19 protein-coding genes and 2 tRNA genes are annotated in these 23,045 nt (G+C 43.2%); 3 read left to right on the plus strand and 18 right to left on the minus strand.

Annotation, left to right across the window (positions count from 1 at the left end):
- Nucleotides 1-247: 247 nt before the first annotated feature.
- The 8 genes from ACESZG_RS17945 to tsaE form a co-directional block, all read right to left on the minus strand.
- Nucleotides 248-337: transfer RNA gene (locus tag ACESZG_RS17945), tRNA-Ser, on the minus strand.
- Between the two features lie 161 nt (nucleotides 338-498).
- Nucleotides 499-584, minus strand: a tRNA-Ser gene (locus ACESZG_RS17950).
- 174 nt (nucleotides 585-758) lie between these two features.
- Nucleotides 759-1,451: a 2-C-methyl-D-erythritol 4-phosphate cytidylyltransferase gene (gene ispD, locus ACESZG_RS17955; RefSeq protein ID WP_008705875.1), complete on the minus strand. Its 693-nt coding sequence runs from the start codon at nucleotides 1,449-1,451 to the stop codon at nucleotides 759-761.
- A gap of 1 nt (nucleotide 1,452) precedes the next feature.
- Entirely contained in the window at nucleotides 1,453-2,472 is a 1,020-nt protein-coding gene (tsaD, locus tag ACESZG_RS17960) for a tRNA (adenosine(37)-N6)-threonylcarbamoyltransferase complex transferase subunit TsaD (RefSeq protein ID WP_368211141.1), read from the minus strand.
- A 73-nt stretch (nucleotides 2,473-2,545) separates the two neighbouring features.
- A complete protein-coding gene (locus ACESZG_RS17965) occupies nucleotides 2,546-3,454 on the minus strand; it encodes a ribonuclease Z (RefSeq protein ID WP_008705877.1) in 909 nt (302 codons plus the stop codon).
- 85 nt (nucleotides 3,455-3,539) lie between these two features.
- The gene (gene rimI / locus ACESZG_RS17970; protein WP_025580163.1) at nucleotides 3,540-3,977 is read right to left on the minus strand and encodes a ribosomal protein S18-alanine N-acetyltransferase; all 438 of its coding nucleotides are present in this window, start codon (nucleotides 3,975-3,977) and stop codon (nucleotides 3,540-3,542) included.
- A complete protein-coding gene (gene tsaB, locus ACESZG_RS17975; protein ID WP_373218877.1) occupies nucleotides 3,974-4,702 on the minus strand; it encodes a tRNA (adenosine(37)-N6)-threonylcarbamoyltransferase complex dimerization subunit type 1 TsaB in 729 nt (242 codons plus the stop codon). The genes rimI and tsaB overlap by 4 nt, the downstream gene beginning before the upstream one ends.
- Before the next feature lie 9 nt (nucleotides 4,703-4,711).
- Complete coding sequence (tsaE, locus tag ACESZG_RS17980) at nucleotides 4,712-5,146, minus strand: tRNA (adenosine(37)-N6)-threonylcarbamoyltransferase complex ATPase subunit type 1 TsaE (protein WP_008705880.1); 435 nt, start codon at nucleotides 5,144-5,146, stop codon at nucleotides 4,712-4,714.
- Between the two features lie 93 nt (nucleotides 5,147-5,239).
- Here tsaE and ACESZG_RS17985 point away from each other — a divergent pair, with 93 nt between their 5' ends.
- Nucleotides 5,240-5,758 (plus strand): peptidylprolyl isomerase, encoded by a 519-nt coding sequence (locus ACESZG_RS17985; protein ID WP_020993454.1) that lies wholly within the window; start codon nucleotides 5,240-5,242, stop codon nucleotides 5,756-5,758.
- A 54-nt stretch (nucleotides 5,759-5,812) separates the two neighbouring features.
- On the opposite strand, the gene ACESZG_RS17990 is transcribed toward ACESZG_RS17985, so the two are convergent.
- Complete coding sequence (locus tag ACESZG_RS17990) at nucleotides 5,813-6,469, minus strand: YigZ family protein (RefSeq protein ID WP_008705884.1); 657 nt, start codon at nucleotides 6,467-6,469, stop codon at nucleotides 5,813-5,815.
- Between the two features lie 201 nt (nucleotides 6,470-6,670).
- Between ACESZG_RS17990 and ACESZG_RS17995 the strand changes: the two genes are divergently transcribed.
- On the plus strand, nucleotides 6,671-9,262 hold the full coding sequence (locus ACESZG_RS17995; RefSeq protein ID WP_373218880.1) for a transglycosylase domain-containing protein: 2,592 nt from the start codon (nucleotides 6,671-6,673) through the stop codon (nucleotides 9,260-9,262).
- Between the two features lie 119 nt (nucleotides 9,263-9,381).
- On the opposite strand, the gene ACESZG_RS18000 is transcribed toward ACESZG_RS17995, so the two are convergent.
- From ACESZG_RS18000 to ftsH, 4 genes are all read right to left on the minus strand, one after another.
- A complete protein-coding gene (locus tag ACESZG_RS18000; protein WP_022379920.1) occupies nucleotides 9,382-10,326 on the minus strand; it encodes an ROK family glucokinase in 945 nt (314 codons plus the stop codon).
- A gap of 30 nt (nucleotides 10,327-10,356) precedes the next feature.
- Nucleotides 10,357-11,292 (minus strand): HPr(Ser) kinase/phosphatase, encoded by a 936-nt coding sequence (hprK, locus tag ACESZG_RS18005; RefSeq protein ID WP_008705888.1) that lies wholly within the window; start codon nucleotides 11,290-11,292, stop codon nucleotides 10,357-10,359.
- 371 nt (nucleotides 11,293-11,663) lie between these two features.
- The gene (gene uvrC, locus ACESZG_RS18010) at nucleotides 11,664-13,529 is read right to left on the minus strand and encodes an excinuclease ABC subunit UvrC (protein ID WP_368211139.1); all 1,866 of its coding nucleotides are present in this window, start codon (nucleotides 13,527-13,529) and stop codon (nucleotides 11,664-11,666) included.
- Between the two features lie 125 nt (nucleotides 13,530-13,654).
- Entirely contained in the window at nucleotides 13,655-15,625 is a 1,971-nt protein-coding gene (gene ftsH, locus ACESZG_RS18015; protein WP_195382956.1) for an ATP-dependent zinc metalloprotease FtsH, read from the minus strand.
- A 320-nt stretch (nucleotides 15,626-15,945) separates the two neighbouring features.
- On the opposite strand from ftsH, the gene ACESZG_RS18020 reads away from it, so the two are divergent.
- Complete coding sequence (locus tag ACESZG_RS18020; protein ID WP_055153279.1) at nucleotides 15,946-17,427, plus strand: DUF1846 domain-containing protein; 1,482 nt, start codon at nucleotides 15,946-15,948, stop codon at nucleotides 17,425-17,427.
- Between the two features lie 121 nt (nucleotides 17,428-17,548).
- Here ACESZG_RS18020 and ACESZG_RS18025 read toward each other — a convergent pair whose 3' ends face one another.
- The 5 genes from ACESZG_RS18025 to ACESZG_RS18045 form a co-directional block, all read right to left on the minus strand.
- A complete protein-coding gene (locus ACESZG_RS18025) occupies nucleotides 17,549-18,298 on the minus strand; it encodes a glycerophosphodiester phosphodiesterase (RefSeq protein ID WP_081703284.1) in 750 nt (249 codons plus the stop codon).
- A gap of 119 nt (nucleotides 18,299-18,417) precedes the next feature.
- Nucleotides 18,418-19,227 carry a carbon-nitrogen hydrolase family protein gene (locus tag ACESZG_RS18030; protein WP_368211138.1) on the minus strand — a complete coding sequence of 270 codons (810 nt, stop codon included), beginning with the start codon at nucleotides 19,225-19,227 and terminating at the stop codon, nucleotides 18,418-18,420.
- A 163-nt stretch (nucleotides 19,228-19,390) separates the two neighbouring features.
- Nucleotides 19,391-20,407 (minus strand): UDP-glucose 4-epimerase GalE, encoded by a 1,017-nt coding sequence (gene galE, locus ACESZG_RS18035; RefSeq protein ID WP_022380560.1) that lies wholly within the window; start codon nucleotides 20,405-20,407, stop codon nucleotides 19,391-19,393.
- A 338-nt stretch (nucleotides 20,408-20,745) separates the two neighbouring features.
- The gene (locus ACESZG_RS18040; protein ID WP_025580180.1) at nucleotides 20,746-21,846 is read right to left on the minus strand and encodes an aminoglycoside phosphotransferase family protein; all 1,101 of its coding nucleotides are present in this window, start codon (nucleotides 21,844-21,846) and stop codon (nucleotides 20,746-20,748) included.
- A gap of 4 nt (nucleotides 21,847-21,850) precedes the next feature.
- On the minus strand, nucleotides 21,851-22,777 hold the full coding sequence (locus ACESZG_RS18045; RefSeq protein ID WP_022380562.1) for a sugar phosphate nucleotidyltransferase: 927 nt from the start codon (nucleotides 22,775-22,777) through the stop codon (nucleotides 21,851-21,853).
- Nucleotides 22,778-23,045: the final 268 nt, after the last annotated feature.

Consider the following 23,045-nt stretch of genomic DNA (forward strand, 5'->3'; position numbering starts at 1 on the left):
TTTTTCAAACCGTTCTTAAAAATGTAAAGAATTTTCGAGAATCGTATGTGTTTCACTGTTTAGTTATCAAGGTTGTCCGTCTTGCGACAGCTCTGCTATTTTAACATGTTGTCTTCTGTTTGTCAAGAACTTTTTAATAAGTTTTTTCAAACTTCTTCAACATTCATTCTTTTCAACAGCTTTTCGAGTTTATCATAACTCTTTCGCTTTGTCAAGAACTTTTTTACTTTCTTTTCTCAAGAAAGAACGGAGAAGGAGGGATTTGAACCCTCGCGCCGCTATTAACGACCTACTCCCTTTCCAGGGGAGCCCCTTCGGCCAGCTTGGGTACTTCTCCAAATTGCCCTAGATTCGTCGTTTCACAGAAACGACTTTCTTTACACTCTCGTGTCTTTATTTAATTCTCTTCGTTTTCACCGAAGAACCTTGTGCATTATATCGCACTTTTCATTTGTTTGTCAAGTACTTTTTTCAAAACTTTTTAAGTAACTTGACAAGCGGAGAGAGTGGGATTCGAACCCACGCGCCCTTGCGGACAAACGGTTTTCAAGACCGCCTCGTTATGACCACTTCGATATCTCTCCATATGTTGTTGACTGCGTTCGTTGTGTTCTCACCGCCGACGCAAGTGATATTCTAGCATCAATACCCGCATCTGTCAACAACTTTTTTACATTTTTTTCAATTTTTATTTTTATCTTCCCAGATTTCCCATAAAACCCGCTAAAATACGGCATTTTTCAATCACCAAACATTCTTTAATGTTTCAAAAATGCTTCCGCGATATCAAGATCCTCCGGTGTTGTGATCTTAATATTCTGATAAGATCCCTCTGCCAGAGCAACCTTTGCCCCTGTCTCCTGCTCTACTACCATGGCATCATCTGTAATTTTGCTCATATCTTTCTGACGAATGCTGTCATGAGCCTCACGTATCAGTGAATACGAAAAAATCTGCGGGGTCTGAATTGTCCACACACACTTTCTGTTTGGAGTTTCTTTTACATATCCCTCTTCATCAGAAAGTTTGACTGTATCTTTAGAAGGCATACCAATCACACATGCACCTGTTTCCTTCACTTTCTGCAGACCACGTTTAAGAATTTCTTCTGTCACAAAAGGTCTTGCACCGTCATGGATCAATACATATTCACAGTCTCTGCATTCACAAAGACCTGCATAGACAGAATCATAGCGTTCTTTTCCTCCCGGGATTACTGCCGATACCTTTGTAAATCCATATTTTTGCACGATTTCTTCTTTACAGTAGGAGATAGATTCCTCTCCTGTCACAAGAATAATATCCTGAATCAGCGGACTTTCCTGAAAACAGCGCAGGGAATAATACAGAACCGGGTATCCCTGTATCTCCAGGAACTGCTTCTGTACTTTACTGTGCATTCTTTTTCCCTGCCCTGCTGCCAGAACAATGGCCGTATTTCTTTCTGACATCTCAACGCTCTCCCAGTTTAAGATTCGGCATAGCATTCAGATCCCAGCCATGACGTGTACCTTTAATATATTCATAATAAGCAGCTACTCCGATCATTGCTGCATTGTCTGTACAGAAGATCGGTGACGGCCGATAAAAACTGTAATTATTTTTCTTACATGCTTCTTCCATTGCCGCTCTTAACGTTCCATTCGAAGCCACTCCGCCTGCAATTGCAATCTTAGTCATCCCATAATCTTTGGCTGCAAGCATTGTATGCTCCACCAGCACATCAACTACCGCTTTCTGGAAAGATGCTGCCAGATCTGCTCTGTTTATCTCTTCTCCGGTCATCTGCGCATGATTAATATAATTCAACACTGCTGATTTTACACCACTGAAGCTGAAATCGTACGGACAATCTCCAATTTTAGCTTTTGGAAACTCAATTGCATTGGGATTTCCCTCTTTAGAGAGCTTGTCTACCTTTGGTCCTCCCGGATATCCCAGTCCGATAGCTCTTGCAACTTTGTCAAAAGCTTCGCCTGCAGCATCATCACGGGTACGTCCCAGGATTTCAAATTCTCCATAATCCTTAACGATCACAAGGTGTGTATGTCCTCCTGACACGATCAGACATAAAAATGGAGGTTCAAGATCCGGATGTTCAATATAATTTGCTGACACATGGCCCTCAATATGGTGGACCCCTACCAGTGGAAGCTTCTTTGCATAAGCAATGGCCTTCGCCTCAGCAACGCCCACAAGAAGTGCACCTACAAGTCCCGGACCATAAGTGACACCAATTGCATCCAGATCATCAAGAGTTACATCTGCATCTGCCAGTGCCTGTTCAATTACCTGGTTAATCTTTTCAATATGTTTACGGGAAGCAATTTCCGGAACTACCCCACCGTATAAAGTATGAAGAGCGATCTGTGAAGAGATCACATTTGACAGAATAGTTCTTCCGTTTTTGACAACAGAAGCTGCAGTCTCATCACAGGAACTCTCAATTGCAAGAATTAATGTATCTTTCATTTTCTGTTCCTCATATATCCGACGGATAAGTCATCCGTTTTACTACTTGTTCATAATCAGTTTCAGTGACATATTATTCCTCAAAATTCAATTCCAGACTCTTTCCGTCTTTTCCCGGATATGCATTTGGAAAAATTTCACGAACTTTATCCATAAACTCATCCGGTCTGACCAGAGACGGACTGTAATGTGTCAGCCACATCTCCTTTACCCGGGCATCACGAGCCAAAACCGCCGCCTCGCGGAAAGTCATATGCTTGTATCCGCGTGCTTTGTCTGCTTTGTCATCTTCTCCGTACATTCCTTCACAGATAAACAGATCCGATTCCTTTGCATTTCGCAGGATAGATTCTGTTGGTCTGGTATCTGTTGTATAAGTAAGCCTGATTCCTTTTCTCGCAGGTCCAAGTACCATCTCCGGTGTATAGGTAATACCGTCTGCTTCGATGGTCTGCCCTTTCTGGAGCGGATTCCAGTATTTCAGTGGAATATCCTGCTCTTTCGCTCTCTCAGCCGAGAATTTTCCCTGGCGGAGAATCTCAAGGGTATAGCCATAACAGAGTACATTATGGTTCACTTTAAAAGCCGTAATACGATAGCCATTTAATTCAATGACCTGCTCCGGCTGTGTAATCTCAATAAATTTAATTTCAAACGGAAGCTCCGGTGCAATGACGCGAAGTGCATTGACTACTCTCTCCAGACCTTTGGGACCTACCAGAGTCAATGGTTCTGTGCGGTCTGCATTTCCCATAGTAAGAAGAAGTCCCGGAAGCCCGCTGATATGATCTCCATGATAATGAGTAAAACAAATCACATCAATAGGTTTAAAGCTCCATCCCTTCTCCTTAATTGCTACCTGAGTACCTTCACCACAGTCAATGAGCAGACTGCTCCCGTTATATCTTGTCATAAGCGCAGTCAACCATCTGCGAGGCAGAGGCATCATTCCACCGGTTCCAACTAAACATACATCTAACATATATTCCCTCTATTTTCCAGCTTCCGGCAATTCCCTTAAAAGGTGTATGGTCCGGCTGCTGATTTTTTCTGCTTTCATTTCTTTTTCATTCGGGATGTCTGGTCATAAGCAGCGCATCCTCCACAGGATCACTGTAATATGCCTTACGTATTCCATCTCCGGTAAATCCCATACGTTCATAGAGACGGATTGCAGTCTCATTTCCCACACGTACTTCCAGATGGATTGTCGTAACCTCCCTCTCTGCTGCAAGGCGGATCAGGCTCTGCATCAGAAAAGCGCCAATTCCTTCTTTTTGTCTGTCCCTGCGCACAGCCACATTGGTAATATCTCCCTCATCCAGAACCATAAGAAGACCGCAGTAACCCAGAATCTTTTCTTTCTCTTCCACCACCAGAAACATGGCATCATCCCTGGTCATAAAAGTAAAAAAACCTTCTTTTGTCCATGGCACATGAAAAAGATCCTGCTCAATCTCCATTACCTGATCCAGGTCATCCACAAGCATTTCCCGCAGGATCATATTTTTGTACCTGCCGGTTTCTGCTCTTTTTCTCTCTCTGCACGCTCACGCTCTGCCTGGGAAACGCGGAGATATTCCGGGATATGTTCCATAGCAATCTCTGTGCGTCCTTCTTTATAATAAATACTGCCAAGAGCTGCCACTGCCGCTGCTCTCTGTTTATTTACATGAGCCGGTGCAAAAGAATACGGAACCTGCAGTTTCTCTGCGATCAGTTCACGAAATACAGGTACACCGTCTCCCAAAAATGTAACCATCTCTCCTCTCTGATTCAGTTCTTCCAGCAGTTCCTCGATCGGTGCTGCCCACTGTTCTTTCAAAGTCATAAGCTGATGCTCTTCAAATCTGTAAATTCCTGTATATACCTGCTTTCTTCTGGCATCCATGATCGGACAGATCAATCCCTGTGCATCATAAAGATTATATGCCAGTGCATCTACTGTCGGTACTGCTACCAATGGTTTCTTCAGGGCAAGTCCCAGGCCTTTGGCTGTTGCCGAGCCGATACGGAGTCCTGTAAAGGATCCCGGTCCCGCTGCCACTGCAATAGCATCTACGGATTCCAGTTCCAGTTCCGTCATCTTCACAATCTCATCTAACATCGGAAGCAAAGTCTGAGAATGTGTTTTCTTATAATTTACAGTATACTCAGCCAGTAATGTATCATCTTCCACAACTGCTACAGATGCAACAATTCCTGAGCTGTCCAAAGCTAAAATTTTCATTTCTACCTCCTAACTGTTCTCCGGACCAATCACTGTAATCCTTCTATAATCAAAGCCTTTCTCCAGATCTTTCTCTATGGTTACTTTGATCAGCTTTTCCGGAAGGATTTCTTCAATCAGATCAGCCCATTCGATCAGACAGATTCCCTGTCCGAAGAAATAATCGTCATATCCGATTTCTTCCATTTCCTCAATGTCACCGATACGGTAAACATCAAAATGATATAAAGGAAGACGTCCGCTTTCGTATTCCTGAATGATCGTGAATGTCGGGCTGCAGATAGGCTCTGTGATTCCAAGCCCTGCCGCAACTCCCTGGGTAAATACGGTTTTTCCAACTCCAAGATCACCTGTCAGAGTATAAATCTGACCCGGTTTCGCATTCTCTCCGATCTTCTTTCCCACCTCAAATGTTTCCTGTGGTGTTTTTGTCTCTATAATCATCTTTTCCACCTTTTTCTTGCAGAATTGTTCTTTGCATATTATAATAGAGCGAACAGCGAAATACAATACTTTTTGAAAAGGAGACTTGAAACTATGGCAAATCCGATAGTTACAATTACCATGGATAATGGCGATGTGATGAAAGCAGAATTATATCCTGAGATTGCACCGAATACAGTTAATAACTTTATCAGTCTTGTAAAAAAAGGCTTCTATGACGGACTTATTTTCCATCGTGTGATCAACGGTTTCATGATCCAGGGAGGATGCCCGGACGGAACAGGTATGGGCGGTCCGGGATACAGCATTAAGGGTGAATTCACTCAGAACAGATTTAAAAATGATCTGAAACATACCGCAGGTGTTCTTTCCATGGCACGCGCCATGCATCCAAACTCAGCAGGAAGCCAGTTCTTTATCATGCACAAAGATGCTCCGCATCTTGACGGTGCTTATGCTGCATTCGGCAAGATCACTGAAGGAATGGATGTTGTAAACCGTATTGCAGAAGAAGATACCGATTACAGCGACCGTCCGCTTGACGAGCAGAAAATCAAATCCATGACAGTAGAAACTTTCGGTGTTGATTATCCGGAACCGGAGAAATGCTGATTCGCTGACTGTTTATGCCCCATGCAGTTTTCAGGCTGCATGGGGCATATTTTATCAGTCCGTAAATACTTTCACTTCACCGTCAATCACTGAATAGTAAAGATCTTTCTCTTTCTTCATCTTCGCTCTTCCATTTGTTCCCTCGGTGATTGCTTTTTCTACAAATGCAATCTGATCCGCCGGAACCAGCAAATGCAGAACTACCCTGTCAGTGTATTCAGAATCAAGGATCGGTAATTTCTGTTCTCCGGCAATATACTGGATCTTGCCTATCCCGGTATAATCCGTAACTACTTCCATAGAAATTCCGTAGGTTTTCTCAATCACTGTGCTGGCGGCAAGACCTTCCTGCAGACTCCTGGAATATGCTCTGACAAGACCTCCTGTTCCAAGAAGTATCCCTCCAAAATATCTGGTAACTACTGCTGCCACATTATAAATATCTTCCCCCAGGATTACATCCAGCATTGGTCTTCCCGCAGTGCCTGACGGCTCACCATCGTCACTGCATCTGGTATATTCCCTGTTCTTTCCCACCGAATATACATAGCAGTTATGTCTGGCATCCCAATATTTCTTCTTCATTTCCTCTATAAAGGCCAGTGCCTCCTCTTCGGTCTGTACAGGACGCACTGTAGCAATAAATCTGGATTTCTTTTCCACGATCTCGCCTTCCCCGCCCTCGTAAACTGTCTTATATTTCTCAAGCATGTCTCATACTCCTCTTTCCGTTCTCTTATTGACTCAGTGTACCATGAATTACAAAAATGTGCCAGCACAGTGTATACTAATCCTGTAAAAAAACACAATAACCATTAAAAAGATCCAAAAGCAATTGTGAATTTTTATTTTTCTGCTTTATTTACTTATTCTTATTTGATATAATAGAACGGATTATAAAGGAGGTTTAACATGAACTACGGTAAAAAGTCGACTGCAAAGAAACGGACGGCACTGATCTCCCGTTCTTCCATGATGGGAAAGCGCGCCAGAGTTTCTTTCATCAGAGTCCTGTTCGTATCACTGATAGCACTCTGCATCGCAGTAACCTGTCTGGGTGTGGGGTCATTCAGGGGTGTAATTGATACTGCTCCTGATGTTGATGATATTGATATTATGCCACTGGGCTATGCAACCTTTCTCTACGATGATGCAGGGAATCAGATCCGTAAACTGGCTGCTCCGGATTCCAACCGACTGCCTGTCACTCTCGATCAGATACCTGTTGATCTGCAGCATGCAGTTGTCGCAATTGAGGATGAACGTTTCTATGAACATAACGGTATTGACGTAAAAGGTATTCTTCGTGCCGGAATGAAAGCTCTCACTACCGGAGATTTCTCAGAAGGTGCCAGTACGATCACACAGCAGCTTCTTAAGAATAACGTATTTACCAACTGGACCAGTGAATCTACTCAGCTGGAAAGATTTACGCGAAAAATCCAGGAACAGTACCTTGCTGTCCAGGTTGAGAAAAAAACTGATAAAGACACCATTCTTGAGAATTACCTGAACACAATTAACCTGGGTGCCGGTTCCTACGGTGTACAGGCTGCCGCACGACAGTATTTTGACAAGGATGTATGGGATCTGAATCTTTCTGAATGTGTAACTCTGGCAGGTATCACACAGAACCCGACGAAATTTAACCCGATCATCAATCCTGACAGCAACAGGAAGAGACGCAAGGAAGTTCTCCAGCATATGCTGGATCAGAACTATATTACTCAGGATCAGTATGATGAAGCTCTTGCAGATGATGTTTATTCCCGTATCCAGGCCGCTCAGGAAAAGAACTCCAGCACTGAGAATACTGTTTACACATATTTTGAAGATGAACTGACAGATCAGATCATCAACGACCTGATGAATATCAAAGGTTACACCAAAAAACAGGCAACCAATCTTCTCTACAGCGGCGGACTTAAAGTATATACAACACAGGATTCCAAGATCCAGAATATCCTGGATGAGGAATATGCAGATCCTTCCAATTATCCGGACACTGTCCAGTATGAACTTGACTATGCCCTGACGGTTACCGATCCTAATGGAAATCAGGTAAACTACAGTAAGGAAATGCTGCAGCTTTATTTTCAGAATGAGGATCCCGATTTCGATCTTCTGTTCGATTCCCCGGAAGATGGACAGACTTATGTAGACAAATATAAGGCAAGCATACTCGCCAACGGAAGTAAAGTTCTTGCAGAGCGTGTCAATTTCGCACCTCAGCCACAGTCTTCCATGAGTGTGATCGACCAGCATACCGGCTATGTAAAAGCTCTGATCGGTGGTCGTGGAGAGAAAACGGCAAGTCTTACACTGAACCGGGCAACGGACACTACCAGACAGCCTGGTTCTACCTTTAAGATCGTGTCCACTTATGCACCTGCTTTAAATGAAAAAGGCATGACTCTTGCAACAACATTTGAAGACGAACCTTATGAATATCCGGATGGTTCCCCTGTAAACAACGCAACCCGTTCTTACAACGGAACAACCACGATCCGTACTGCGATCCAGAATTCCATTAACGTTGTAGCCGTCAAGTGTCTGGAAAAAGTAACTCCTGATCTTGGATTGAAATATCTGGACAACTTTGGTTTTACAACCCTTGCTCATGGAACAGAGGCTGACAAAGATGCCAATGGTAATGTATGGAGCGATGCAAACCTTGCCACTGCGCTTGGCGGCATCACCCGCGGTGTCACAAATGTTGAACTGTGTGCATCCTATGCAGCCATCGCAAACGGTGGAAACTACATCAAACCGATTTATTATACAAAAATCCTGGATCACAATGGAAACGTCCTGATCGAGAATACTGCTGCCGAACGTTCCGTAATCAAAGAAAGTACTGCTTTTCTTCTCACCAGTGCAATGGAGGATGTTGTAAAACAGGGTACAGGTACAGCCTGCCAGCTTGACAATATGCCTGTTGCCGGAAAAACAGGTACAACCGAAGCCTATAACGACTTGTGGTTTGTGGGTTATACACCATATTATACATGCGCAGTATGGTCCGGTTATGACAACAATGAGAAATTACCTGATTATGCGCGTAACTTCCACAAAGCTTTATGGAAAAAGGTTATGACTCGTATCCATGAGGGACTTCCTTCCAAAGAATTCGAGAAGCCTGCAAGTGTAGAAAAGTTAAGTGTCTGCGAGGAAACCGGACTTCTTCCAAGAGCCGGCTGTCCGGTGATCACTGAATACTTTGACGTAGGTACCATGCCTACTGAATACTGTGACCAGCATTTCTATGACAGTGATGATTATGACTATAATTATGATACAGATTCCTCTGATCAGACTGACAACACCACTGACACTGATAACAGCGAAAGCTCTGATAATGGAGATACCGACAACAGTGGTGACAATAACAATACTGATGACAACGGTAACAGCGGTGACGATGGTACTGATAATACCGGCGGAAGCGATGACAACGGTGACGGTAACGAGGATGATTCCTCTTATCAGGTCGACTATTATTAATGCAAAAATACCGGTACAGGAGCACCTCCGAATGATGTTCCTGTACTGCAAAAAATCCACAGTCCTGTCAACTCAGGACTGTGGATTTTTTATATATTTTCAAAATTGATTCTCAGATATTATACTTCTTTAATAACCATACGCGCAGATCCGTAAATACCTGCATCATTTCCGAGAGTTGCAAGAATGATCGGTGTTTTCTTGCATGCTGTAAAAGCATATTTCTCATAGTATTTCTGAATACAGTCGATCAATGGCTGTCCGGCTTTGGAAACACCACCGCCGATAACGATGGCTTCCGGATCTGTCACACATGCAAACATGGCAAGTGTTCCGCCAAGCATTTCTCCTACCTGTGCCATAACATCGCAGGCTACTTTGTCGCCCTCTTTAAAAGCATCCAGAACATTCTTTGCTGAAAGTTTTGTAAATTTGCGAAGAACAGTCTGCTCATCTGTAGCAGCCAGAGTTCTCTGTGCCACGCGAACGATACCTGTTGCAGACGCATACTGCTCCAGACATCCACAGTTACCACAGTTGCAGGCTTCCTTTTCTTCATGGTCAACTGCTGCATGACCGATTTCTCCACCTGCACCATGAGCACCGCCAACAATCTTTCCATCAACGATGATTCCACCGCCGACACCTGTTCCAAGAGTTACAAGAATAACGTTCTTAGCTCCTGCTGCTGCGCCTTTCCATGCTTCGCCAAGTGCTGCTACATTGGCATCGTTTCCTGCTTTGGACGGAAGTCCTGTCAGTTCTGTCAGTTCCTTAGTAACTTCTTTAAAGCCCCAGAAAAGGTTTACCGCACATGGCACTTCCCCTCTCTCATTAACAGGTCCCGGTACCCCGATTCCCACACCGTCGATTTCTTCTTTATCCAGCTTACGCTCTGCGATCTTGTCAAGGATTGTCTTTGCAATATCCGGCAGGATTGCTTCTCCACTGTTCTCCTTACGTGTAGGAATTTCCCATTTCTCAACTAAGACTCCGTCTGTCTGAAAGAGTCCACATTTTACAGATGTACCACCAACGTCAATTCCAAAACAATACTTTCCCATAATATCTGATATCCTCCAAATTACTTTAAATTATTTTTCTTCACGTTTCTTTGCAAGGTTTGCCTGAACACGTTTGTACAGCTCTTCCGCTGCATTGTATCCCATCTTCTTCTGTCTGTGGTTAACTGCCGCAGATTCAACGATAATAGCCAGATTACGTCCCGGACGGATAGGCAGAGAATGGCATACAATCTTATTTCCAAGATACTCTGTATATTCCTCATGCAGGCCGAGACGGTCATATTCTTTGTCTCTGTCCCACTCTTCCAGTTTGATAACCAGATCCACAGACTGTGTATCCTTAACGCTCTCAACACCAAACAGAGTTTTGACATCGATAATACCGATACCACGAAGCTCAATGAAATGTCTTGTGATATCCGGTGCCGAACCCACCAGCGTCACATCACTGACTTTACGAAGTTCTACAACATCATCACTGACAAGACGATGTCCTCGTTTGATCAGTTCCAGCGCAGCCTCACTCTTGCCAATTCCGCTCTCACCTGTGATCAGGACACCTTCACCATATACATCCACAAGCACACCATGGATGGAAATACATGGTGCAAGCTGTACACCTAACCAGCGGATAATTTCAGCCATAAAACTGGAAGTTGTACGCTCTGTCACGAAAGTCGGAACATTATATTTAACTGCCAGATCGATCATATCCTGTGATGGTCTTGTCATTGTACTGAAAATTACACAGGGAATCTTGCTGGAAATAAATCTTTCATATTTAAATTTCCGTTCCTCATCACTGAGCTGCATCAGATAAGTATACTCTACATATCCGATGATCTGTACCCGTTCATTTGCAAAATGCTCCAGATATCCTGTCAGCTGCAATGCCGGTCTGTTGATCTCCGCTGTCTTGATCACAATCTCAGACAGATCAATTTCAGGAGTCAGGTTGTGAAGTCCCAGTTCCTGAACTAATTTTGTCAACTGTACACCCTTCATTTATTTCTCCTTTTCAGTTCAAAATCTGAAAGCCCGGTCTGTCCGCTATCTCAAAACCTGCTCATACAGACATAACTCATTTATAGCTGTCGTCCGAAACTTTCATAGTAAATTTCACGTCTTTTTTATTATATCACATCACTATATACAACTTCAATTACAAAAAGCGAGAGTCTTTGGGTAATATGTAGAAGAACCCAGGAATATTTTTACATATTTTATATTTTTTTCTCACCAGTGTGCCGTAAATAACTATACCAATCGCGTAGGATGCGGATTCGAGTGTGCTAGTATAAAAACGCAGGCGTAGCGGGCTACGCTGAGGCTTTTAGACCTGTGCAATCGGATTCGCAGACAAGTGAGTGGTATAATTATTTCGAAAACGATGTACTAGCTCCATGAAAAAATTCATAAACTTTCTGTGCACTTCCTGCATTCATGCTTTCTGTCTCTGTAAGTTCTTCCAGTGATGCATCTCTGATATTCTCAATGGATTTAAATTTCCGCATCAATGCTTTCCGCCTGGTTTCACCGATACCAGGGATATCATCCAACAGGGAATGCACCTGTTCTTTACTTCTCAGAGATCGGTGAAATTCAATGGCAAAACGGTGCGCCTCATCCTGGATTCTGGTGATCAGGCGGAAGCCTTCACTGTCTGTATCAATGGGAATTTCAAGATTATTGTAATACAGTCCTCTGGTTCTGTGATGGTCATCCTTGACCATACCGCAGACAGGAATCTCTATTCCCAGAATTTTCAGGACTTTTAACGCAATATTCACCTGTCCTCTTCCACCATCCATCAGGATCAGATCCGGCATAATAGAAAAGCTGTCAAACTCATCTTTTCCCTCATGAGTAAATCGTCTGGTAAGTACTTCTTCCATGCTTGCATAATCGTTCGGTCCCTGAACCCACTTTATCTTAAATTTGCGGTAATCACTGCGCTTTGGCTTTCCTTTCTCATAGACAACCATGGAACCTACAGATTCAAAACCACTGATATTGGAAATATCATAAGCCTCCATACGCCTGATTCCCGACAGTCCAAGCCACTCTTCCACTTCATGAACTGCTCCGATGGTTCTTCCTTCTTCACGTTTGATACGCTCTCTGTCTTTATCCAGAACCATCTTTGCATTCTCTTCTGCCAGCTCTACCAGCTTCTCTTTCGTACCTTTCTTCGGTACCCTGATATAGACTCGCTGCTTTCTTCGATCTGTAAGCCATTCCTCTATGATCTTGGCATCTTCGATTTCTTTTTGCAGCATGATCTCACGTGGGATAAACGGAGTTCCGGCATAAAATTGCTTCATAAAGCTGGATAATACCTGAGCCTTTGTATCGCCACGCGCCACACGCAGATAGAAATGCTCCCGCCCGATCAGTTTGCCTCCCCGGACAAAGAATACCTGTACAACAGCATCCTGCTCCCGCAGATCAAGGCTTTCATCCATGGCAACAGCGATGATATCCTTATCTTCCTCTCCGTAACCTGTAATTTTCTGACGTTCTCCGATTTTCTGGATACTGCGGATCAGATCCCGGTATTCCATGGCATCCTCAAAACGCATTTCTTCGGAAGCTGCCATCATTTTGTCGGTAAGCATATCAATCGTATCCTTAAAGTCTCCATTGAGAAATTTCAGCAGTTCTGCGATATTTTTCTTATATTCTTCTGAACTCACATAGCCCTGGCATGGCGCGCTGCATTGTTTCATGTGATAGTACAGACATGGACGGTCCTTCCCACAATCTCTTGGCAGTACCCGATTACAGGATCGCACCTTATAAAGTTTTCGCACAAGCTCGATCACATCTTTTACAGCCCCGGCACTTGTATATGGTCCGAAATATTTCGCCTTGTCTTTCTTCATTCTTCTGGCAAAAAGAACTCTGGGATATTCCTCATTTACTGTGACTTTGATAAACGGATAACTCTTATCATCTTTGAGCATGGTATTATATTTCGGTCTGTGCTCCTTGATCAGATTACACTCCAGCACAAGGGCTTCCAGTTCCGAATCTGTGATAATATACTCAAATCTGGTGATATGGGTAACCATCTGTTCAATCTTTGCGCCCTTATTTCTGCTGCTCTGGAAATATTGACGCACCCTGTTTTTCAGACTGACGGCTTTTCCAACATAGATGATCTCGTCCTTCTCCCCATGCATAATATAAACCCCCGGCTTACCCGGAAGTTTTTTCAGTTCTTCTTCTATCTGAAACATAAACTCTCCTCTATACAAAAAATCCTGCCCTGAACGCTTTTCGTATCCATGAGATATTACAGCGTAATTTTCAGTGATACGAAAACAGAGCCGGAAATTATTTCATTTCCGACTCTGTTATTGTATCACTGAATCTCTGGCTTATCCAGCGTTACTGTATTCTGTTTTTCCTCCGGAATTACCAGATCATCCAGATTTTCCGGAATCTCAATTCCACGCTCTACCGCATGGAAAATCTTCATAAATTCCTTACCTGTAATGGTTTCCCTGCGGATCAGATAAGCAGCAATCTTATCAAGTGCTTCTCTGTGACTGCCGATCAGTCTCTTTGCTTCTTCATAGGAATTATGCAGAAGTATCATCACCTCATGGTCAACCTCTGTGGCAGTGTCATCGCCGCAGTTTAACACTGCTCTTCCGCTGAGATACTGATTCTCCTGTGTAGCCAGACCCATAAGTCCGAACTTGTCGGACATACCGTACTGTGTGATCATGGCTCTTGCCACCTTGGTAGCCTGCTCAATATCATTGGCTGCCCCGGTTGTGACAGTATCAAATACCAGTTCCTCTGCTGCGCGTCCGCCAAGATATCCCACAAGCATTGCTTCCAGTTCCTTCTTTGTATTGAGATATTTCTCCTCCTCGGGTACCTGCATTACATAACCAAGTGCCCCCATTGTTCTCGGCACAATAGTAATCTTCTGTACAGGCTCTGCATCTTTCTGCAGGGCGCTTACCAGTGCATGTCCTACCTCATGATAAGATACGATCCTGCGCTCCTGTGCACTGAGGATCCTGTCCTTCTTCTCTTTACCTACCAGAACTACTTCAACAGCTTCGAGAAGATCTTTCTGGGATACTGCGCTGCGTCCACTCTTAACAGCAAGGATAGCAGCCTCGTTGATCATATTAGCCAGATCTGAACCCACTGCCCCGGAAGTTGCAAGTGCAATGTTCTCAAAATCAACAGTCTCATCCAGATGTACATTTCTTGCATGAACCTTCAGGATCTCGATTCTTCCCTTCAGATCCGGTCTATCCACAATGACACGTCTGTCAAAACGTCCCGGACGAAGAAGTGCCGGATCAAGAACCTCCGGACGGTTGGTAGCAGCCAGGATCAGAAGTCCCTTTGAAGTGTCAAATCCGTCCATTTCCGCAAGAAGCTGGTTCAGGGTCTGCTCACGCTCATCATTGCCGCCGCCATAATGAGAATCTCGGCTCTTTCCGATTGCATCAATCTCATCAATAAAAATGATACATGGTGCATTCTTCTTTGCTTCCTCAAAGAGATCGCGGACACGTGATGCACCCACACCTACAAACATCTCCACAAACTCAGAACCTGACAGAGAGAAAAACGGCACATGTGCCTCTCCTGCTACTGCCTTTGCCAGAAGTGTTTTACCGGTTCCCGGAGGTCCTACAAGCAAAGCTCCTTTCGGCAGCTTCGCTCCGATGGTGGTATATTTGCCGGGATTATGCAGGAAATCCACCACCTCCTGCAGTGATTCCTTGGCCTCATCCTGCCCTGCCACATCCCTGAAAGTAATTCCTGTATCTTTCTGAATGTAGGCTTTGGCGCGGCTCTTTCCAACGCCCATCATTCCGCCGCCCTTATTCATGCGGCGCATAAATACCGTCAGAAGTACAAAGAGCAGAATCGTTGGCAGAAGCACACTGACCAGCATAGAAATAATTTCCCCTGCTGCATCCGGCTTCTTATACTCAAACTTGATTCCTGTTCCCTCAAGTCTCTCCGTCAGCTTATCTACTGACTCCATCTGATTGGCATAATAAACTTCTTCTGAAAATCCTGATGACTGATGTTTCGGCGTGATCGTCAGTGTATTTGACTGAAGCGTAACCTCTTTCACATCTCCATCATCTACCATCTCAATAAATTTATCATAAGTGATCTCACTCGAATTATCCTTGAGCATATTGGTAAACATGGCGAAACATACCAGAGTTACCAGGAGGCATACCAGAAAGGCCAGTATCGACTGATGATTCTTGTTCGGGTCCTGTCTGCCCGGACCTTTATTATTATCAGGACGATTGCCATTCGGATTGTTATCCATATGATTATCCATTTCATTCCTCCTAAACGTTATCGTTCTTATTATAAAGAGAATTCGGGTATAAATCAACTGCGAGATTGTGAAAATTGTGTCCAGTTGTGCATATCTTTCTATAAACCCTATAAAATTTATATGAAGTTTTACAAATTCACCTGTTACAAATGGCTTTATTTGTAGTATACTATTGACAAACTGATTACTGCTCACTTCGTTCCCGGTAATGCACTCCGCAATACACAGAATTTATGCTGACCGCATAAATTTGCGCTGTATGTCCCGGGATATTCTAAATGAGCAGTACTAAAAATGTGATGAGGAAAGGAAATGAACAAATGAAGATAGGATTTGACAACGACAAGTATCTGAAAATGCAGTCCGAACATATTCGGGAACGTATTAACCAGTTTGGAAACAAACTTTATCTGGAATTTGGCGGCAAGCTTTTTGATGACTACCATGCTTCCAGAGTTCTTCCGGGATTTGAGCCGGACAGCAAACTGCGTATGCTGATGCAGCTTTCTGATCAGGCAGAGATCGTTATTGTAATCAGCGCTGCTGATATTGATAAAAATAAAGTCAGAGGTGACCTGGGTATCACTTATGATGAAGATGTACTCCGCCTTATGGAAGTATTTACCGAGCGCGGACTCTATGTCGGAAGTGTCTGCATCACCCAGTATTCCGGACAGGAAAGCGCAGATGCGTTTAAGAAACGTCTGGAGAAGCTTGGAATCAAAGTATACGTGCTTTATCTGATCCCGGGTTATCCGAATAATACTTCCTTTATTGTAAGTGATGAGGGATATGGCAAGAACGATTATATCGAAACAACAAGACCACTGGTTGTCATCACTGCTCCAGGACCCGGAAGCGGAAAAATGGCCACCTGCCTTTCTCAGCTTTACCATGAATACAAGCGCGGTGTCAAGGCAGGATATGCCAAATTTGAAACTTTCCCAATCTGGAATATCCCGCTGAAGCATCCGGTAAATCTGGCATATGAAGCAGCTACTGCTGACTTAAATGATGTGAACATGATCGACCCGTTCCATCTGGAAGCATATGGTGAGACTACTATTAACTACAACCGTGACGTTGAAGTTTTCCCTGTTCTTCAGGCTATGTTTGAAAAGATCATGGGCGAGTGCCCTTACAAATCTCCCACAGATATGGGCGTTAATATGGCCGGTAACTGCATCGTTGATGATGAAGTCTGCAAGGAAGCTGCACGTCAGGAGATCATCCGCAGATATTATAAGAGCATGGAAGCTCTGGTTCGCGGAACAGGCCGCGAAGAAGAAGTTTATAAGATTGAGCTTCTGCTGAAACAGGCTCATGTGACCATCGAAGAACGCAAGGTGGTTCCTGCAGCACTGAAACGTGAAGAAGAAACAGGTGCACCTGCTGCTGCCATGGAACTTCCTGACGGACATATTGTTACAGGTAAGACCTCTGAACTTCTTGGTGCATCTTCAGCACTGCTTCTGAATGCACTGAAAGAACTGGCAGGAATCGATCATGACAAACATGTTATCTCTCCGGAAGCATTAAAACCGATTCAGGCGCTCAAGACAGAATACCTTGGAAGCAAAAATCCAAGACTTCACTCTGATGAAACTCTGATCGCGCTTTCCATCAGTGCCGCAGATAATGAAGATGCGAAGCTAGCCCTGCAGCAGATTCCGAAATTAAAAGGCTGCCAGGTTCATACTTCCGTACTTCTGTCTCAGGTGGATATCCTGGAGTTCCGTAAGCTGGGTGTTGAACTTACCTGTGAGCCGAAATCTGAGCATGCTAAGAAACTGCAGAAATAATTTCTGAAATGGTTTTCAAATAGCAGCAGAAAACTCTGAAAATCCACAATATCTATATAATGATACAAGAAAGAATCCTGCCTGAACATATGACAGTTTCATATGAACAGGCAGGAATTTTTTATTTCTCTATAATCTCAATCGCTCTGTCCGGATAATTGGTAATGACTGCTTCTGCACCTGCGTCTTTTACCAGCTGGATGTGTTCTGGTTTGTTGGCAGTCCATACGTGCATTTTCAGTCCGGCACGTTTGACTTCTTCTATGAACTGTGGGTATTTCAGGTGATAAACTGCAGGGTGTACGGCGTTGATTCCGAGATTTTTGGCGTACATGGCTGGATTTACCCATCCGTCACTGAAAAGGATTCCGGTCTGTACATGGTCATTCAGCTGTTTTAACTGTAACAGGCTGTAATGGTTAAAGGAGGAATAGATCAGCTGGTCTTCCATGTTCATTTCTTTTACCAGTTTCAGGATTTTCCCTTCCATTCCCGGATAGAAGCAGATGCTGTTCTTTAGTTCGATGTTTACCATCATATCTGTGGTGCGCATGAGCTCCAGTACTTCTGCCAGAGTTGGAATGTGATAAATTCCCGATGGTTCTGCGGGTGTACTGACTTTTAATTCTTTCAATTGAGCCAGTGTCATATCTTTGATCAGTCCGGTTCCGTCTGTGACGCGGTCTACGTTTTCGTCGTGCATAACGATGAGTTCGCCGTCTGCGGAAGTATGTACATCCAGTTCGATTCCGTCTGCGCCCTGTCTGATGGCAAGTTCAAATGCTTCCAGAGTGTTCTCCGGTCTGTATCCGCTGGCACCCCTGTGTGCCCATACTTTTGTTGTTCTCTTTGTTGTTTCTGTCATTTCCATATGCCTCTCTGTTCTTTCTATTTTGAATTTTCTCTGTTTCTTTTGTTTTTGTTAATGGTATTACTATATCTAATAAATATGTTTGATCTATGGTCAGTCTGCGAAAAAAATGTGTTCTCCTATAAATGGTACATTTCAGATTTGCGGTGTTTTAATAATGGAAGCTGCTCTCTGATCTGGTCTTCCCGGTCCAAATCTATTTCTTCTATTAAAATGCCCTCTTTCTCATCCAACTGTTTCATAACCTTTCCCCATGGATCTGTTACAATAGAATGTCCCCAGGAAATATATCCTGCCTGTGTATCTCTGGCAGGAGCACATCCAAGCATATATATCTGATTGTCAAGGGCTCTTGCACGAAAAGTCAGTTCCCAGTGTGCCGGACCTGTGGTCATATTAAATGCTGCAGGGACGAAAATCATCCTTGCACCGTCCAGTGCCATTGTGCGGACAAACTCCGGGAAGCGGATGTCGTAGCAGATCATGACACCCATTTTCCCAAATTCAGTATTAAATACTGTGGCATGATCTCCCGAAGTCAGAGTATCGGATTCCTTGAAGTACTGGCCATTTTTTACATTGATATCAAAGAGATGAGCTTTTCTGTGCTTACCAATCTGTTTTCCATCTCTGTCAAAAATATAAGAAGTGTTGTAAACCTTTCCCACATCATCTGCTTCCGGCATGGAACCTGCGATCAGATAAATATGATACTTTCTGGCATAATCAGACATTGCCTGCCAGGATGGACCACCTTCTTTTTCTGCATAAACTGGAAAATTTTCGGTCTGATACGGACAGCAGAACATCTCCGGAAGAATTACAAAGTCCGGATTTTCCGCCTTTATTTTTTCTATATAAGTGCCGACAGTACGGATATTTTGTATTTTATCTTTTACTGTGGGCATCTGAATTGCTGCTACTTTCATATGCGTCCTCTCCTTTCTTTTATCTATTATAGCCGAAAAAAATCACATCGCCAATCCTACATTAAAACATCCCCCACGCATGAACATTCCTTCCATGTGTGGGGGATATTGATTTTCCGCAGGTAAGTTGCTAAATGCACCTGCATTCAGTTGATTTAATTAATTATTCTTCATAACCATTCGGGTTATTGGACTGCCATCTCCAGGAGTCTGCACACATTTCTTTAATACCGTTTTCGGCTTTCCATCCCAGTTCTCTCTCTGCTTTGGAAGCATCGGAATAGCAGGTTGCGATATCGCCTGGACGACGTGGCTTGATCACATATGGAATTTTAACACCTGTAGCAGCTTCAAAATTCTTCACAATATCAAGAACACTGTAGCCTTTTCCTGTACCAAGGTTGTAGATACTTAATCCGGAATTATCTTCGATTTTCTTAAGAGCTTTTACATGTCCTTTTGCAAGGTCAACTACGTGAATGTAATCTCTCACACCAGTTCCGTCCGGAGTATCATAATCATTTCCGAATACCCCAAGTTCTTTCAGTTTACCTACTGCAACCTGTGTGATATATGGCATCAGGTTGTTCGGGATTCCGTTTGGATTCTCTCCGATGGTTCCGCTCTTGTGAGCACCGATCGGATTAAAGTAACGGAGAAGAACTACGTTCCATTCCGGATCTGCTTTCTGAATGTCTGTCAGGATCTGCTCAAGCATGGATTTTGTCCATCCGTATGGGTTTGTGCACTGTCCTTTCGGGCACTCTTCTGTGATCGGGATGATTGCCGGATCTCCGTATACAGTTGCAGATGAAGAGAAGATAATGTTCTTTACATTATGTTTTCTCATAACATCTACCAGTGTTAAGGTTCCTGCAATGTTATTTTCGTAATATTCCCAAGGTTTGGCAACAGATTCCCCTACTGCTTTCAGACCTGCGAAATGAATACAGGAATCAATATCTTCTTTATCAAAAATTTCATTTAAAGCATCGCGGTCCAGGATGTCTGCTTTGTAGAATTTCACTGGTTTGCCTGTGATCTTGGAAACTCTTTCCAGAGATTTCTCACTTGCATTGCTTAAGTTATCCAGAACTACAACATCATATCCTGCATTCTGCAATTCTACAACTGTATGGCTTCCAATATAGCCTGCTCCACCTGTAACTAAAATTGCCATAATAATTCCTCCTAACCTGTCTTCCTGCTACAATACCTGTTTTTTGCAATTTCTGTTTTTTTCTCTTTCAACAATACCTATATTAGTTCACAGCATCAGAAATATCCTTGATAATTCTGAGTGTAATCTATAAAATTCTGCGGATATCCTGTTTCACATCTGCAAAATTTACCTCTGTATTTTACAGCACCCTATATTCAGAACTGTAAAATACCGTTGCCTGGCACATCATGTATTGTAGAAAATCCTGCGAAAATATGATTTCTCTCATATCCCCGCAGGATAATTCTATCCGAATCAGTTCATAAATACAAGTCTTTATGGACATGTACGTTTTTTTATACCTGTTTATACTTATTTACAATCTCTTTCATCCGGGAAAGTTTTTCTTCCATGTCTTTCACCAGTTTAAACTGTGTTCTGCAGCGATCCAGATTATGTCCCTCCCTGTGAATCTTGAAATAATGATCTCCCTCCAGATAGTCTGTGAGGAAACGCATTCCACATTCAAAGGTCATAAGGATTGCTCCCATGGGAAGCATATCCAGTTCTGTCTCAGTCAGCGCACCGCCACAGCCTTCAATGAAGCCTTTGACATAAACTTCATACAGATGAAGATCACAGGACACCTTCGTCAGATCTTTCTCATCCTCTGCTCCGGTACTTGCGCCAAAACGGATAGAATCGCCGAAATCATTTACGGAAAGTCCCGGCATTACGGTATCAAGGTCAATCACACAGATGGCTTTTCCCGTTGCATTATCAATCATAATGTTATTCAGCTTGGTATCATTATGTGTAACACGCAACGGCAGCTTTCCCTGATCCTGCATATCGCACAGAACATGTGCCAGTTCTGTGCGGTCCAGAACAAACTGAATCTCTTTTTCCACATCTGCTGCTCTGTGACATATATCTTTTTCCACAGCAGTTTTAAACTTATCCAGCCTGTCCACCGTATTATGAAAATTTACGATGGTCTCATGAAGCGTTTCTGCCGGATAGTCTGCAAGCAACCTCTGGAAATGCCCGAAAGCAACTGCACTCTGGTAAAAATCTTCCTCATCTTTTACCATATCATAGCATGTTGCATTTTCAATGAATAAATATACTCTCCAGTATTCTCCGTCCTCATCTACATAATAAGGAAGTCCATCCTTTGTCATCACAAGATTCAGAGTCTCTCTCTCCACATCTCCACCGTTTTCCTGGATCTTTTTCTTCAGCCAGGCAGTAACACCGCTGACATTCTCCATCAGTTCCACAGGTTTGGTAAAAATACTCCTGTTCATTTTCTGAAGAATATAATGTTTGCCTGTATCATAAGTCAGGCGGTAAGTGTCATTGATATGTCCGCTTCCATAAGGAATACATTCTGTCAGATTATCTTCCAGAACAAATGCACTGGTGATATTCTTTATTTCCCGGTTAATTTCCACTCAATTATTCCTCCCATAATTTCTGTGGATACAGCCCTCCATCTTTTAAATTCTGAATGGCAGCTACTACCACAGGTTTATCTTCTTTATAGGTTACACCATACCATTTATCCATAGATTTCAGAACTTTTACAGTTGCTCTCTTCTCACCGAGAAGTTCATCTACTACAAATGGCAGGAAATATTCGCATTTCAGCGGGTTTACTTTCAGATTCTCATCCAGGAATTTAGGGAATCTGTCTTTCAGCTCTTTCAGGATACTTGCGGAAAATCCCCACATATTCATGGATACTGTACTGCCTTCCGGAAGCATGGTCCATGTTTTTCCATCGTCTTCTGTATAAGCTGTGCCGCCGTCATGCTTTTCGATATGGGTACGCTCGTTGATCTTAAGAAGATGTCCTTCTTCGTCTGTCACGCACACACCTCTTGCCACATGGCCATTCTCTGTCAAAGTATTTTCCAGTTTATAGCCGACCATCATATATCTGTAAGTATCTGCGGTATCTTCGTTCTCTGTCAGGAAATCATATGCCATCTTAAATGCATGGCTTCCATAATAGTCATCTGCATTGATTACAACGAATGGTCCGTCGATTTCATTGATACAGCTTAATACGGCATGTCCGGTTCCCCATGGTTTCACACGTCCTTCCGGTACTTCATAGCCTTCCGGAATATTGTGAAGATCCTGGAAAACATATGATACTTCCAGCTGATTGCTGAGGCGATCACCGATGGCGCTTCTGAAGTCTGCTTCATTTTCTTTTTTGATAATAAATACTACTTTTTGGAATCCGGCCTGTACTGCATCATAAATGGAGAAATCCATGATGATGTGTCCCTCTTTATCCACCGGATCGATCTGTTTCAGACCGCCGTAACGGCTTCCCATACCTGCTGCCATAACTACTAATACTGGTTTCTTCATAATTTTTTTCCTCTTTTCTTTAAATGTTTTTCGTTACTCTCAGATTACCTGGTAACTTTTTACATTCATCTTATCATACTATGATTTCGAGGTCAAAACGTGTTACATAATACCTTTCACAAGCGCAAACGTTACTGTTCACTCCGTTCACAGTAACGTAGCCAAAATTCATTCCAGATTGCCTGCGGCAATGGAATTTTGGCTTGTATGTCTCGGGATTTTGGCATATTCATGCCAAAACACCTCGCGGGATAGTGGTGTGTGAACA

It is taken from the genome of Blautia sp. Marseille-P2398 (genome assembly GCF_964240315.1).
Lineage (GTDB): Bacteria > Bacillota > Clostridia > Lachnospirales > Lachnospiraceae > Blautia_A > Blautia_A wexlerae.